Annotated in this window: 13 protein-coding genes; 8 read left to right on the forward strand and 5 right to left on the reverse strand. The window is 67.3% G+C overall.

Going from position 1 to position 14936, the window contains the following annotated elements; translation table 11 throughout:
- Positions 1–13: 13 nt before the first annotated feature.
- Both ABE464_RS06230 and ABE464_RS06235 read right to left on the reverse strand, forming a co-directional pair.
- Positions 14–316: a hypothetical protein gene (locus tag ABE464_RS06230; protein ID WP_346471223.1), complete on the reverse strand. Its 303-nt coding sequence runs from the start codon at positions 314–316 to the stop codon at positions 14–16.
- A gap of 77 nt (positions 317–393) precedes the next feature.
- Positions 394–1350, reverse strand: coding sequence for a pepsin/retropepsin-like aspartic protease family protein (locus ABE464_RS06235; RefSeq protein ID WP_346471224.1), 957 nt, complete (start codon positions 1348–1350; stop codon positions 394–396).
- 103 nt (positions 1351–1453) lie between these two features.
- On the opposite strand from ABE464_RS06235, the gene ABE464_RS06240 reads away from it, so the two are divergent.
- The 8 genes from ABE464_RS06240 to ABE464_RS06275 all read left to right on the forward strand — a co-directional run bounded on the left by ABE464_RS06240 (position 1454) and on the right by ABE464_RS06275 (position 7433).
- Complete coding sequence (locus ABE464_RS06240; RefSeq protein ID WP_346471225.1) at positions 1454–2161, forward strand: response regulator transcription factor; 708 nt, start codon at positions 1454–1456, stop codon at positions 2159–2161.
- A gap of 32 nt (positions 2162–2193) precedes the next feature.
- Positions 2194–3498 (forward strand): ATP-binding protein, encoded by a 1305-nt coding sequence (locus tag ABE464_RS06245; protein ID WP_346471436.1) that lies wholly within the window; start codon positions 2194–2196, stop codon positions 3496–3498.
- A 68-nt stretch (positions 3499–3566) separates the two neighbouring features.
- Positions 3567–4061: a MarR family transcriptional regulator gene (locus ABE464_RS06250; protein ID WP_346471226.1), complete on the forward strand. Its 495-nt coding sequence runs from the start codon at positions 3567–3569 to the stop codon at positions 4059–4061.
- Positions 4058–4798, forward strand: coding sequence for a DNA alkylation repair protein (locus ABE464_RS06255; RefSeq protein ID WP_346471227.1), 741 nt, complete (start codon positions 4058–4060; stop codon positions 4796–4798). Before ABE464_RS06250 ends, ABE464_RS06255 begins: the two co-directional genes overlap by 4 nt.
- A gap of 14 nt (positions 4799–4812) precedes the next feature.
- Positions 4813–5160 carry a DUF6616 family protein gene (locus ABE464_RS06260; RefSeq protein ID WP_346471228.1) on the forward strand — a complete coding sequence of 116 codons (348 nt, stop codon included), beginning with the start codon at positions 4813–4815 and terminating at the stop codon, positions 5158–5160.
- Positions 5161–5431: 271 nt separating this feature from the next.
- A complete protein-coding gene (aroG, locus tag ABE464_RS06265) occupies positions 5432–6505 on the forward strand; it encodes a 3-deoxy-7-phosphoheptulonate synthase AroG (RefSeq protein WP_346471229.1) in 1074 nt (357 codons plus the stop codon).
- Positions 6506–6683: 178 nt separating this feature from the next.
- Complete coding sequence (locus ABE464_RS06270) at positions 6684–6953, forward strand: DUF1778 domain-containing protein (RefSeq protein WP_346471230.1); 270 nt, start codon at positions 6684–6686, stop codon at positions 6951–6953.
- A gap of 69 nt (positions 6954–7022) precedes the next feature.
- Positions 7023–7433: a GNAT family N-acetyltransferase gene (locus tag ABE464_RS06275; protein WP_346471231.1), complete on the forward strand. Its 411-nt coding sequence runs from the start codon at positions 7023–7025 to the stop codon at positions 7431–7433.
- Between the two features lie 114 nt (positions 7434–7547).
- Here ABE464_RS06275 and ABE464_RS06280 read toward each other — a convergent pair whose 3' ends face one another.
- The 3 genes from ABE464_RS06280 to ABE464_RS06290 are packed head-to-tail and all read right to left on the reverse strand — an operon-like array spanning position 7548 to position 14829.
- Positions 7548–10613, reverse strand: coding sequence for an efflux RND transporter permease subunit (locus tag ABE464_RS06280; RefSeq protein ID WP_346471232.1), 3066 nt, complete (start codon positions 10611–10613; stop codon positions 7548–7550).
- Positions 10610–13717: an MdtB/MuxB family multidrug efflux RND transporter permease subunit gene (locus ABE464_RS06285; RefSeq protein WP_346471233.1), complete on the reverse strand. Its 3108-nt coding sequence runs from the start codon at positions 13715–13717 to the stop codon at positions 10610–10612. Before ABE464_RS06285 ends, ABE464_RS06280 begins: the two co-directional genes overlap by 4 nt.
- A complete protein-coding gene (locus ABE464_RS06290) occupies positions 13714–14829 on the reverse strand; it encodes an MdtA/MuxA family multidrug efflux RND transporter periplasmic adaptor subunit (protein ID WP_346471234.1) in 1116 nt (371 codons plus the stop codon). The genes ABE464_RS06285 and ABE464_RS06290 overlap by 4 nt, the downstream gene beginning before the upstream one ends.
- Between the last annotated feature and the right edge of the window lie 107 nt (positions 14830–14936).

Consider the following 14936-nt stretch of genomic DNA (forward strand, 5'->3'; position numbering starts at 1 on the left):
AGGATTTCCTGGGCTATGGCTGGGCGTGCTCGCCGCTGCGGATCGCGGCGTCCGCGCTGCGTGCGCGCCGGTCCAGCCAGAGTTTGGTGGGGAAATACGTCAGCGCCGCGCCGATCACCACGCCCTGCGAAAACGCCATCGGAAACTGGCTGGCCACCACAGCGCTGGTTGCCATACCGATCAGGCTGGCCCCTGCAGCCACGCGCTGACGCTTCAGTTGTGCGACGTTGACAAGATGCCGCGCCCGCACGGCCTCGCGCCGCGGATCAGGTTGCAGCATGGCGTGGGCAACGGCGTCAGCTTGAGAGCGGTCCATCGGCGTGTCCTTGCGTCGGTGGTAGTGGTTCCATGCTGCCGCGTGACGGTTCCCGCGTAAAGCCCTCGGCCCATCCCTCAGTGGGTTGAGTGACGCTGAAGGCAGATGCGCGCCGCCCCCGCACGGATGTCCACCTGACTGTCGAGCATCGCATCGGCGCCCAGGATCAGCGCAGGCTGGTCCTCCAACCCGATCGCCTTGAACACCGGCAGCGCACTGATCCGTACCTCGAACGCGGGATGCTGCCACGTGCCGCTGCGCAATGCAGGCAGGGTGTACAGCCAGCTTGGCTGAGGCTGTCCGCCCAACCCTTCCGTGCCCTTCTCGCGAGGCGTGACCCGCGCATCGCTGCCATCGGTGCGCAGCCCCAATGCGCGTGCGGCCGCGGCATTGAGCACGGTCTGCGCTGCACCGGTATCCACTACCGCGATGGCATCGATGGCGGTGTCGCCCAGCCGCGTGGTGATGAAGCCGAAGCCCTCCAGCCCACGACGGCGATCCGGCAACGCATTGGCCTGGCAGTGAGGTCCGTCGGCCAGTTGCCCCGGTGTCCACAGTTGCAGCTCATGCACGAGGAAATCCCATCGGGTATCCCAGCGGCGGGTGAGGTCGTTGCCGAGGATGCCATCGACGGTGATCGCTTTTTCGGCATTGGAGAGCCGCGACAGGTCCGAGTGCATGCCGACGATCGTGAGATTCAGCGTGCCGATCGCCCAAGCGGTCTGTCGCATCCGGTTCGCCGTAGCGCTGCTGGCTGACGCACCGCGGATCTGGCCGGTGGTCGCATCGTCGGTATTGTCCAGGCCGTAGCGACGGGCGACCCGGCTGTCGACCAGCGTAGCGCCCGCCGCGCTGTCCACCACGAATCGAAGGGGTTCGGCCTGGCCATCCAGGCGCACGGCAACGCTGGGATGCATGGCCTGCATCCACATCGGCAGGACATGTTCGGGTACAGGTGCCGATGCCGGTGCCGCGTCCGCAGCAGGGATGACCGCGATCGTGGAGGCGAGGAGCGGGAGCAGGGCAGGATGCATGGGGAAGCGCCGTGAGGAGGAGCTGCCATTGATCCCTGTCGACGTATCGCAGGAATGTCCGCATTGATACCGTGCGGATACAGACCTGCCCGATACTGCCTGCATGAACACTGCCGCCGACATCATCGTGGTCGACGATGACACCAGCATCCGTGATGCACTCGCCGAGTGTCTGGAGCGGCATGGTTTCCGTGTGCGCGTGGCGGCCGACGCGGTCGGCCTGGACCTCCTGCTGCAGTCTCATCGACCCGATGCGATCATCCTGGATTGGATGATGCCGGGTGAGGACGGCCTGTCGGTCTGCAGACGGTTGCAGACACGTGCGATCCCGATCCTGATGCTGTCCGCGATGGGGGCGACGCCCGATCGCGTGATCGGTCTGGAGATGGGCGCCGACGACTACCTTGCCAAGCCGTTCGATCCGCGCGAACTGATCGCGCGTGTGCGCGCGCTGTTGCGCAGGCAGGAGAAGCTGCGGGGACGGACCGTCGCTGAACTGCGTTTTGCGGGCTGGCGTCTGCTGCCGGACCAGCGCCGCCTGCTCGCGCCTGATGGCGCCGACGTGGTGCTGAGCCGGGGTGAGTTCGCGCTGCTGCAGGCCTTGGCTGAGCGCCCGGGGCGGGTACTGGATCGCGAGCGCTTGATGCAGCTCACGCGCGGCGATGCGCACGACAGTGTCGATCGCGCGGTAGACCTGGCGATCAGCCGTCTGCGCCGCAAGTTGGCGCAGGCAGCGGCCGGTGGCGATGCACTCGTGCAGACACTGCGCGGCGAGGGCTACCGGTTCGATGCGACGGTGGAGGCGCTGTGACCCGGCGCTGGTCCACCACCACCTGGATCGTGATGCTGGCCGTGAGCAGTCTGCTGCTGGCCACGTTGGTCAGTCTGGCGGTGATCGGCTGGATGCCCCGGCCGGCGCCGCCCCAGATGCGCCTGGATCACGCGGTGCAGGTGCTGCGCGGTGAACGGTCGGCGGAGGCCGAGGGCATGCGGGTGACGGTGCGTGATGCGCCCCCCAACGGCCATGCCAGTCCCTGGCTGACACAGTTGACCGCGTACCAGCTGACGCAGCCTGTCGAGCAGGTCAGGCTGGTCTGGACAGGGGCGGGGAACGCACCGGATATCAAAGTGTATTCGCGTGGCGCATCGGTGGAGGCGCAGGCCGATCCAGAAGTGCTGCGCGCGCAGGGCCTGGCACTGGCGACGCTGCAATGGCCTCCCTTCGAGCTTGGCGTGCGGCGCGGCGATGGCCGCTGGCAGGTGGTGAGCAGTGACCACGGCGACGTGGTGGCCTGGCGACGCCAGGTGCTGTTGGCGCTGCTCGGTGGCACGCTCCTGCTGGCCCCCCTGACGGCATGGGCGGCGCTCCGGATCGGCCGTCCGCTGCGCCGGCTGGCCGATGCCAGCGCTGCTGTAACGCTGCAATCGAGTACGCCGCTACCGGACGACGGTCCGCGCGATGTCCAGATGTTGGCCAAGGCCATCAATGCAGGCCGTGATCGTCTCCGTGACCAGGCACAGGACATGACGCGCATGCTGGCCGCGGTCGCGCACGATCTGCGCACGCCATTGACCGGCCTGCGCCTGCGCGCCGAGTTCGCGCCGCCAGTGCAGGCGGCGCGGATGGTGGCCGATATCGAGCGCATGAACGCGATGATCGAACAGGTGCTCGACTACGCCCGTGGCGAACTGGAGCCCGCCTCGATGCAGCCGCTGGACATGGCGGCGTTGCTGGATGAGTGCGTGCAGTCCGCGCGACTTCGCGGAGTGGACATCCACAGCGCTCTGCCCGGGCCTCTGCCGTGGCGCGGTGATGCCCTCCTGCTGAGGCGCGCACTGGACAACCTCATCGACAACGCGGCGCGCTACGCCGGCACGGTGGAATTGGGCGTGCACCACAAGGGCGACGCGCTGTGGCTGGAGGTCGCCGACCGTGGGCCAGGCATACCCGAGCAGGAAAAGGTGCGGTTGCTGCAGCCGTTCCAACGGCATGAAACGTCACGCAATCGCAGTACCGGAGGCACCGGCTTGGGGCTGGCGGTCGTCCAAGGGGCGGTTCGTCAGCATGGCGGACACCTGGACCTGCTGGATCGCCCGGGTGGCGGGCTGATCGTGCGGATGCAGCTGCCGCTGAAGTGGCCAGAGTAGGCGTCCGCCTTCCGCTACGACGTTGATGGCGATATAGTTAGCCGCCGTACTATTCCGGATCCGCCTGCATGCTGGAAACCAAACACCAGGCCTTTCTGACCGAATTGGAGCGTCGCGGCCAGCCGGATACGGGTGAGTTGGCGCTATGTTTCCAGGTGTTGTCGCTGGCCAGCGCGATCGATCAGGACTGCGCGAGTCGTCTGGCACCGCTGGGCCTGAGCGAAGGACGTTTCGTACTGCTGTTCCTGCTGCGTGGTGCGGATACGGCCTTGTCGCCTCACCAGTTGGCCGAGCGCGCTGGCGTCACCCGTGCCACCGTGACCGGCCTGCTGGATGGCCTGGAGCGCGAGCACCTGGTGAGCCGCCACAGTGATCCGGACGACAAACGCCGCATCCACGTGCGGCTGACCCCGGCGGGTCAGGCACTCGCTGCGCAACTGTTCGACCAGCAGACCGACTGGATCGCCTCGCTGTTCGCCGACATCAGCCCCAGGGAACGGCGCACGCTCAGTACGCTGCTGCAACGCGTGTGGTCGCGCACCGACGCAGGGCGTGCCGTATGAAGCAGCCCGTCAACCGCGAGCGACGCGGTCAGCTGGATCGCGGTGAAGCCGAAGCCACGCATCTGGCCGAAGTGCTGGCCGTCGATTTCGCCAAGCTGATGGCCAATGTCGCCCCTGGTTTGCCCGCTTCGGCGATCACCCCGATGCGCAACGCAGCCAAGCGCGGCATCACCCTGCGCATGCAGGGCGCCGCCACGCTGCTGCGCGTGCATGGCCACGGCGATCATGCGCAATGGTCGCGCCATGCCAGCGACACGGTACGTGGCTGGGCCTGCTATCTGATCGGCAGCGACCCGGCGTTGTCACTGGAGCACAAGCTGGATGCGCTGCGCGCGCTGGCCGACGATGCGCACTTTGGCGTGCGCGAGTGGGCGTGGCTGGCCGTGCGACCGCATATCGTCTGCGAACCGCTGCGCGTGCTCACGCACCTGCACGGCTGGACCACCGACGCCTCACCCAACGTGCGCCGCTTCGCCTGCGAAGCGCTGCGTCCGCGGGGTGTGTGGGCCGCCCACATCACGCTGTTCAAGCAGGAGCCCCACCACGCCCTGCCGCTGCTGCAGGCGCTGTGCTGCGATGCCTCGCGCTACGTGCAGGATTCGGTGGGCAACTGGCTCAACGACGCCGGCAAAAGCCAGCCCGACTGGGTCCGCGCGCTGTGCAGCGAATGGCAGCAGCGCCACGCCGATGATCCGGCCAACACCTATATCCGCAAGCGCGCACTGCGCTCGCTCTGACCTCAAGGAATGCCATGTCGCACATGTTGATCGAGCTGTATACCGCCACCCCTGCCTGGACCGCGCTGGACCCGGTATCACGCGGGGCGCTCTTCGCCCGCATCGGAGCGGGTATGCAGAACGTGGACCCCGCACGCGTCACACCGGTAGCGATGGGCCGTATCGAGCAGGACGTGCCGCACACCACGGCCGAGCAGTTCTATGCGGTGTGGCAGTGCGCCGAACGGCTCGATGCCGATGCCTTGCTGGCCGCGATCGGCGCCACCGGCTGGCATGAGTACTTCACCACGACGCACGCGGTGGGTGCAGCGGGCACCCTGCAGCAGCATCTGGCTGAGCTGGCGGCGTTGCCGCGGGGGTGAGCGTGCATGGAGGATCGGTGGCGGCTGCATGCTCTTCGCAGTTGCGAATGAAACAGTTGGCACCTCCAAACCCCTGTGTTATCAATACTCCCCAATGAACGCACGCCCCGCCAATTCCTACTTTTGGTATTACTTTCCGAAGCCACCGGCGGAGGAAGGCATGCGCTCACCCTGAAGAAACCTTCAGACGCATTCCCGAAAGCCGCCAGCGCACCTGGCGGCTTTTTTGTTGCCGCCGCGCTGGGGACCCCCACTTCCAAGGAGTTACCCCATGCCCCCCCATACCGACGACCTGCGCATCCGCAAGATTGAACCGTTGACCCCGCCGGCGCAGCTGCTGGCGATGCTGCCCTGCGACGACGAAGCCTCCGATACGGTCAGCGCCTCCCGCGCGGCCCTGCATGAGATCCTGCACGGCCGCGATGACCGCCTCGCGGTGGTGATCGGCCCGTGCTCGATTCACGACCCGGTGGCCGCCATCGAATACGCCCAGCGCCTCAAGCCGCTGCGCGACGCCTATGCCGATGAGCTGGAAATCGTCATGCGCGTGTACTTCGAAAAGCCCCGCACCACGGTGGGCTGGAAGGGTCTGATCAACGATCCGGACCTGGACGGCAGCTTCAACATCAACAAGGGCCTGCGCGTGGCGCGTGGTCTGCTGCGCGACATCAACAAGCTGGGCCTGCCCGCCGGCGTCGAGTTCCTCGATGTGATCTCGCCGCAGTACATCGCCGATCTCGTGGCATGGGGCGCCATCGGCGCGCGCACCACCGAAAGCCAGGTGCACCGCGAACTGGCGTCGGGGTTGTCGTGCCCGGTCGGGTTCAAGAACGGCACCGACGGCAACATCAAGATCGCCGCCGATGCGATTGGTGCCGCGTCGAATCCGCATCACTTCCTGTCGGTGACCAAGGAAGGCGGCACCGCCATCGTCGCCACTGCCGGTAATCCGGACTGCCACGTGATCCTGCGCGGCGGCAAGACGCCGAACTACGATGCCACTCACGTGGAAGCGACCAGCCAGACCCTGGCCAAGTCGCACCTGGCCGCGCGCATCATGATCGATGCCAGCCATGCCAACAGCAGCAAGAATCCGGAAAACCAGCCCAAGGTCATCGCCGACATCAACGCGCAGCTGGCCAACGGCGAAGAGCGCATCGTCGGTGTGATGGTCGAGAGCCATCTGGTGGCGGGCCGACAGGACCTGGTCGACGGTCAGCCACTGACCTACGGCCAGAGCATCACCGACGGCTGCATCGGCTGGGAGAGCTCGCTGGCGGTGCTGGAGAGTCTCGCTGAGGCAGTGCGGGCACGGCGGGCAGTGCGGATCAGCGAAGCGGCATGAGGGTGGGTGCGCCCCCCCTGCGCGGGGTGCTCCGGCCTGCGGCTTTCCGGGGAAAATCCCTATTTTTCATGGCAAACCAACGGCATACCCTTGCCTCACCGTTTGGAACGAGGGCGTGCCGTTGAGCGATCATCCGCGTGTGTGTACATTGTATGCACAGACCTCCGGAGTGCTTCCCATGGCCCTCGCCAGCAAAGTCATCAATTTCCGGGCGCCCGCCGACAAGCAGGCGCTGATAGATCGTGCCGTCGAGGTTGCCGGCGTAAGCCGAACCGAGTTCATCCTGGACGCTGCCTGTGAGAAGGCGCGGGAGGTACTGGCGGACCAGACACAGTTCTCCCTGAGTCCTCAGGAGCTGCGACGCTTCAATGCGTTGCTGGATGCACCGCTGGAAAACAACGCGGCCATCAGGAAGCTGTTGAGTACGCCTGCACCTTGGGAGCGCTGAACATTGCGGTTGTCTGCGCCGCAAGCGCTTGCCCAAAGGCATCGACTGGAGCAGTTCCGATGCAGCGCGGTGGAGCTGACCTCGTGGTTGGTGGAGCGTGCGCATCAGAACCAGGCGTCGGGTGGATCGCGGTGCTTTGTTGTCTGTGACGCGCATCACCACGTGGTCGGTTACTACGCACTTGCCGCCGGTGGCGTTTCACATCACCTGGCTCCCGGCCGCATTCGCCGGAACATGCCGCATCCCATTCCGGTCGTCGTGCTGTGCAGGTTGGCCGTCCATGCTGACTGGGTCGGCCAAGGCGTCGGCGCGGGGCTGCTGAAGGACGCTGTACAACGCACGCTGCAGGTGTGCGGGCAGATCGGCGCGCGTGCCTTGTTGTGCTATGCGTTCGATGAGACGGCCAAAGCGTTCTATCTCAAGCACGGCTTCATCGAGTCGCCGATGGAAGGGATGACGCTGATGCTCCCGGTGGCATAGGGCGTCCAGCCGAGTAGCCACCCCATGGGTGGCTGCGCGCAGTACCGCAACGCCGTATGCAGAGGCAGCCACGCATGGCGTGGCCCTACCCCTGGGGTGTCGTGCGTCCGATGATCACGCCACCCGTCGCAGCTTCGCCAACGCCAGATAGATTGCCGGCGTGGTGTAAAGGGTCAGCCACTGGCTGACCAGCAGGCCACCGACAATCGCGATGCCCAACGGCTGGCGCATCTCCCAGCCTTCGCCGGTTGCCAGCATCAGCGGCAACGTACCCAGCAACGCGGCCACGCTGGTCATCAGGATCGGCCGGAACCGCAGCCGTGCGGCTTCGCAGATGGCCTCATACGACGACAGCCCGCGCTCGCGTTCGGCCGACAGCGCGAAATCGATGATCAGGATGGTGTTCTTCATCACCACGCCCACCAGCAGGAACAGGCCGAGCAGCGAGATCAGGTTCAACTCGTTGCCGAAGGCCATCAGCGCCAGCAAGGCGCCAACGCCCGCCGAGGGCAGCGTGGACAGGATCGCCAGCGGCTGCACGAAGCTTTCGTACAGCACGCCCAGCACCAGATACACCGCCAGCATCGCGCCCAGGATCAGCCACAGCTGGCGCTCGCGCAGCTTCTCGAAGCCACCGGCCTCGCCACTGAGCCGCGCCTGCACATGGGTGGGCAGCATGATCCCGGCCATCGCGCGGTCCACGGCTTTCACGGCCTGGTCCAGGGTTACGCCGGGTGCGAGCGCGAACTCGATCCACACCGAGGCGAACTGCTGGCTGTGGTAAATGCGGTCCGGTGCCATGCCGTAGGACCAGCTGGCAATGGAGGATAGGGGCAGGCGCTGACCGTCCTTGCCGATCACGTGGATCTGGTCCAGCGTGGACGGGTCCTGGGTATAGCGCGGGTCCAGTTCCATCACCACGCGGTACTGGTTGAGCGTGTCGTACAACGTGGCCACCTGGCGCTGGCTGAAGGCGTTGTTGAGCACCGAGGCGATCATGCGCATGTCCACGCCCAGCCGTGCGGCGGCGTCGCGGTCGATGTCCAGCACCACCTGGCGCATGCCTTCATCGCCCTTGGATTCCACGTCCACCAGCTCGGGCAGGGCGCGCAGGGCGTCGGCCACCCTGGGGGCCCATTGCCGCAGGGGCTCCAGCTCGCCGGACAGCAGCTGGAACTCGTATTGGCCACTGTCGCCGCTGCCTTCCAGCTTGATGTCCTGGTCCACCCACAGGAACATGCCGCCGCCGGGAATCTTCGGCATGTTGCTGCGCAGGCGGTCGATCACCTGCTGGCTGGACACCTTGCGCTCGGCCAGTGGCTTCATCTTGATCATGATGAAGGCGTTGTTGACCCCGCTGCGCCCGCCGATGTACCCGATGATGTCGCTGATCGCCGGATCGGCCAGCAGCAGTTTGCGGTACGCCTCGATCTTGGGCTGCATGACCTGGAACGAGAGGCCGTCGTCGCCACGCGCGAAGCCACGCAGCTGGGCGGTGTCCTGCTTGGGCACGATGCCCTTGGGCACCTGCTGGAACAGCCACACGTTCAACGCGATCACGCCGGCGAACAGCAGCAACGGCACCGCCAGCCAGCGCAGCATCGTCTGCAGGCTGCCCACATAGGCGCCGCGCAGGCGTTCGAACAGCGCGGTACCGGCGCGCTGCAGCCCATTGCCCGGGCCGGGTCGCGGCTGCCCGAGCAGGCGTGCGCACAGCATCGGGGTCAGGCTGAGCGAGACCAGCAGCGAGACGCCCATCGCCGCCACCAGGGTCAGCGAGAACTCGCGGAACAGCTTCTCGACGAAGTCATCCAGGAACAGGATCGAGATGAACACCACGGCCAGCGCGATGTTCATCGACAGCAGCGTGGCACCGACTTCCCCCGCGCCCCGCAGCGCGGCGGTCATCGGCGAAGCGCCTTCTTCGCGGTGGCGGGCGATGTTCTCCAGCACCACGATCGCATCGTCGACCACCAGCACCGCTGCCACGATCAGCGCCATCAGCGAAAGCGTGTTGAGCGAGAACCCGAGCAGGGCGATGATCGCCAGCGCGCCCAGCAGCGAGACCGGAATCGCCACGGTCGGCACCAGCGCCGCGCGCCAGTGGCCGAGGAAGGCCAACACCACCAGCACCACCAGCGCGATCGCCAGCAGCAGCGTCAGCTCGGCCTCGCGCAGGGTGGCGCGGATCACCGGCGAGCGGTCCATCACCACCTGCATGTCGATGGCGGCCGGCAGCAGTGCCTGCAGCGTGTCCATCTGCGCCTGGATGGCATCGACGGTCTCGATGATGTTCGCGTCCGGCTGGCGGCTGACGATCAGCAGCACCGCCGGGCGCTCGTTGTGGAAGCCGCTGGCATAGCGATCCTCCACGCCTTCGCTGATCCCGGCCACATCCTCCAGGTACACCGGGCGGCCGTCGCGCATCGCCACGATCAGGCGGCGGTACTCAGCCGCGGTGCGCAGCTGCAGCGTGGCCTCCAGCTGCCACTGCTGGGCCTGGCTGGCCACCGTGCCCAGTGGCTTGAGCGCGTTGGCGTTGCGGATCGCCGCAGCGATGTCGTCCAGCGCGATGCGGTGATGGTTCAGGGCATTGGGATCGAGCGAGACGCGTACCGCGGGCAGTGAGCTGCCGCCCACCTGCACCTCGCCGACGCCGGGAATCTGCGCCAGCTTCTGTGCGATCACGGTGGAGGCCACGTCGTAGATCTGGCCCGGCGCGAGGCTGTCCGAGCTCAGCGCCAGCGCCATGATCGGCGCCTGCGAGGGATTCACCTTGCGGTACTGGGGCATGCCCGGCATGCCGCTGGGCAGCTGCGCGCGCGCGGCATTGATCGCCGCCTGCACGTCGCGCGCGGCATCGTCCACGTTGCGGCCGAGCGCGAACTTGAGCTCGACCTGGGTCGAGCCCTGGGTGCTGGCCGAGTCGATCCCGGTCAATCCCGGGATGGTGCCCAGGGCACGCTCCAGCGGCGTGGCGACGTTGGCCGCCATCGATTCCGGACTCGCGCCCGGCAGGCTGGCACTGACGTTGATCGCCGGGTAATCAACCTGCGGCAATGGCGCGACCGGCAGCAGGCGCAGCCCGAGCAGGCCGGCCAGCACCACCGCGACCGCCAGCAGCACGGTCGCGACGGGATGCTGCACGAACCAGCCGATCGCCCGCGACAGCGGACTCACGCCAGCGCCTCGTCAGCCTCGTCGCTCACCGGCGCGGGGCGCTGGCGGAAGCGGTCGAAGAACAGGTAGATCACCGGCGTGGTGAACAGGGTCAGCACCTGGCTGACGATCAGCCCGCCCACCATCACCAGGCCCAGCGGCTGGCGCAGCTCCGCGCCCGAGCCACTGGCGAACATCAGCGGGATCGCGCCGAACAGCGCGGCCAGCGTGGTCATCAGGATCGGACGGAAGCGCAGCAGCGCGGCCTGGTGGATCGCCTGGCGCGGCGCCATGCCGTACTCGCGCTCGGCCTCCAGCGCGAAGTCGATCATCATGATCGCGTTCTTCTTGACCAGCCCGATCAGCAGCACGATGCCGATCACCGCGATCAGGTCCAGGCTGCGCCCGCTGACCAGCAGCGCCAGCAGCGCACCCACCGTGGCCGAGGGCAGGGTGGAGAGGATGGTGATCGGGTGGATGAAGCTCTCGTAGAGCACGCCCAGCACCAGGTACATCACCACCACCGCCGCCAGCACCAGCCACAAGGTGCTCGACAGCGACGCGCGGAACGCATCGGCCGCGCCCTGCAGGCGCAGTTCGACGCTGGTCGGCAGGCCGATCGCGGCGCGCGCGCCCTCGATGGCATCCACCGCTTCGCCCAGCGATGCCTCCGGGGCGAGGTTGAACGAGAACGTCACCGCCGGGAACTGGCCGACGTGGTTGATCAGCAGCTGCGCGGGCCGCTGCTCGATCCGCGCGATGCCGCCCAGCGGCACCTGCTGTCCGTCCGGACCGGTGACGTGCAGGCGCGCGATCGCATCTGGGCCGAAGGCTACGTCCGGGCGCGCTTCCAGCACCACGCGGTACTGGTTGGCCTGGGTGAAGATGGTCGAGATCTGCCGTTGCCCGAACGCGTCGTACAGCGCATCGGCGATGGTCTCCACGCTGATTCCCAGGCGCGCCGCGGCGACCCGGTCGATCACCACATGCGCCTGCAGGCCCTGGTTCTGCAGATCGCTGGCGACGTCGGCCAGCGCCGGTGCCTGCTGCAGATGCTCGAGCAGGCGCGGCGTCCACGTTTCCAGCTGCGCGATATCCGGGCTGGTCAGGGTGAACTGGTACTGGGTCCGGCTGATCCGGTCTTCGATGCCCAGTTCCTGCACAGGCTGCAGATACAGTTTGATGCCCGGAACATGCGCCACGCGCTGCTGCAGCCGCGCGATGATCGCCTGCGCATCGGCAGCGCGTTGTGCGTGCGGTTTCAACTCGATCAGCAGCCGCCCGCTGTTGAGCGTGGCGTTGTTGCCGTCCACGCCGATGAACGAGGACAGGCTGGCCACGTCCTCATCCTCCAGTAACGCTGCGGACAGCGCCTGCTGGCGCTGCGCCATCGCCTGGAAGGAGATCGATTGCGGTGCCTCGCTGATGCCCTGGATCAGCCCGGCATCCTGCACCGGGAAGAAGCCCTTGGGCACCCACACGTACAGCAGTGCCGTCAGCACCAGCGTGGCGACGGTGGCGGCCAGCATGAGCGGCTGGCGTTGCAGCACCCAGTGCAGCTGCCGATCGTAGACCGCTACGACGCGATCGAACGGGTCACCCTGCTGCGCCGATTCCTGCCCATCCGCGTCGCGGCGGGTGGCGTGACCCGCCTTGAGCAGGCGCGCGCACATCATCGGCGTCAGCGTCAGCGAGACCAGCAACGAGATGCCGATCGCCACCGCGAGCGTGATCGCAAACTCGTGGAACAGCTTGCCGACCACATCGGCCATGAACAGCAGCGGGATCAACACCGCGATCAACGACAGCGTCAGCGAGATCAGGGTGAAGCCGATCTGCCTGGCGCCCTTCAGTGCTGCCTGCATCGGCGTGGCACCGCGCTCCAGGTGGCGGGCGATGTTCTCCAGCATGACAATCGCATCGTCCACCACGAAGCCGGTGGCGATGGTCAGCGCCATCAGGGTGAGATTGTTGAGCGAGAAGCCGGCCAGCAGCATCACCCCGAACGTGCCGACCAGCGACAGCGGGACCGCGATGCTGGGAATGATCGTGGCCGGAATGTTGCGCAGGAACAGGAAGGTGACCATCACCACCAGGGCGATCGCGATCAGCAGCTCGTGCTGTACGCCGCGGATGGATGCGCGGATCGATTCGGTGCGATCGCTCAGGATGGTCACATCCACCCCGGCCGGCAGTGAGGCCTGCAGCTGCGGCAGCAGCGCACGCACCTGGTCGACCACGGCGATCACGTTCGCGCCTGGCTGACGCTGGGTGTTGATCAGCACCGCCGGGGTGGTGCCCGACCACGCGGCCAGCTGGCGGTTCTCGGCGCCATCCTCGATGGTGGCGACATCGCCCAGGCGCAGCGGTGCGCCGTCCTTCCAGGCCAGGATCAGGGCGCGATACTCGGCCACCGAGCGCATCTGATCGTTGGCATCGAGCATGATCGCGCGGGTCGGGCCGTCGAAGCTGCCCTTGGGCATGTTGACGTTGGCCGTGCCGATCGCGGTGCGGATGCTGGCCATGCTCAGGCCGTTGGCGGCGAGCGCGGAAGGATTGACCTGGATGCGCACCGCCGGGCGCTGCCCACCGGCCAGGCTGACCAGGCCGACGCCGGGCAGCTGCGAGAGCCGCTGCGCCATGCGCGTATCGACCAGGTCGTGCACCTGCGGCAGCGAGAGGCCCTGTGAGGTCACCGCCAGGGTCAGGATCGGTGTATCGGCCGGATTGACCTTGCGATACACCGGTGGCACCGGCAGGTCGTCGGGCAGGAAGCTGTCGGCGGCGTTGATCGCGGCCTGCACTTCCTGCTCGGCCACGCCGAGCGCCACCTCCAGCGAGAACTGCAGCGTGATCACCGATGCGCCGCCCGAACTGGTCGAGGACATCTGCTTCAGGCCCGGGATCTGGCCCAGCTGTCGTTCCAGCGGCGCGGTGACCGCGCTGGTGGTGACATCCGGGCTGGCGCCGGGATACAGCGTGGTGATCTGGATGATCGGGTAATCGACCTGCGGCAGTGCCGCGACCGGCAGCAAGCGGTAGGCCATCACGCCGGACAGCAGCAGCGCCACCATCAGCAGCGTGGTCGCGACCGGGCGCTCGATGAAGGGGCGCGAGAGGTTCATGCGCCGGTCCGCGGCGGGTCCTGCTCCACCACCTCGACCTTGGCGCCTTCGCGCAGCCCGTCGATGCCTTCCACCACCACACGCTCGCCGGCCTTGAGGCCTTCGCGCACCGAGACGCGTTCGCCATCGGCCGGGCCGAGCACCACGCTGCGCAGGGACGAGGTGTCATCGGCCGCGATCACGTAGACGTAGCTGCCCTTGCTGCCGAACTGCACGGCGGCATTGGGAATGACCACCGCATCGCTGCTGCTGACCTGCAGGCGCACGTTGACGAACTGGTTGGGGAACAGCGACTCATCCGCATTGGCGAACTGCGCGCGCAGCTTCAGCGTACCGGTGGCGGTATCGATGCGGTTGTCCAGGCTGGAGAGCACGCCGTCACCCAGCGCGGTGCGCTCCTCGCGGTCCCAGGCTTCCACGGTCAACCGGGGATCGGCGCGTGCGGCAGCGACCACCGCCGGCAGGTCCGGCTCTGGCACGGTGAACAGCACGCTGATCGGGGTGGTCTGGGTGATGGTTGCCAGCGGCTCGGTATCGCCACTGCGCACCAGGTTGCCGACATCCACATTGCGCAGGCCCATGCGCCCGGCCACCGGCGCGGTGATGCGGGTGTACTGCAGCTGCAGGCGTGCTTCATCCACCGCCGCCTGGTCGGTCTGGCGGCGGCCCTGCAGCTGGCGCACCTTGCTCTGCTGATCACTGAGGTCCTGCGCGGAGACGAAGTGCTTGCTCTGCAGTTCGGCGAAGCGCTTGAGCTGGCTTTCGGCATTGTCCAGCTCGGCCAGGTTCTGCTGCTGGGTACCCAGCGCACGCGAGAGCTGCACCTGGAACGGGCGCGGATCGATCTCGGCCAGCAGCTCGCCGGCGGTGACGTGCTGGCCCTCGGAGAAGGCCAACCGAAGCAGTTCGCCATCCACGCGGCTGCGGATGCTCACCGTATGCAGCGGGGTCACCGTGCCGAGCGCTTTCAGACGCACCACCAGATCTTCCTGCGTCGCGGTGGCCACACGCACCGGGGTCGGCTGCGGACCCCCGGACGGGCCGGCGGCGGGGGCGGGCGAGAGCAGCTTCCATGCAGCGATGGCGGCCAGGCTGACAGCGGCAGCGATCAACAGCGGTTTGGCCAAACGACGGCGAGACGACGGGGGCGTTGAAGCGGACATACGCATCCTGCGCACCCTCCACCGGAGCAGTGCGTCCATGGGGACCGGCCGACGGC

It is taken from the genome of Stenotrophomonas sp. TWI587 (assembly GCF_039674145.1).
Classification (GTDB): domain Bacteria; phylum Pseudomonadota; class Gammaproteobacteria; order Xanthomonadales; family Xanthomonadaceae; genus Stenotrophomonas; species Stenotrophomonas maltophilia_AY.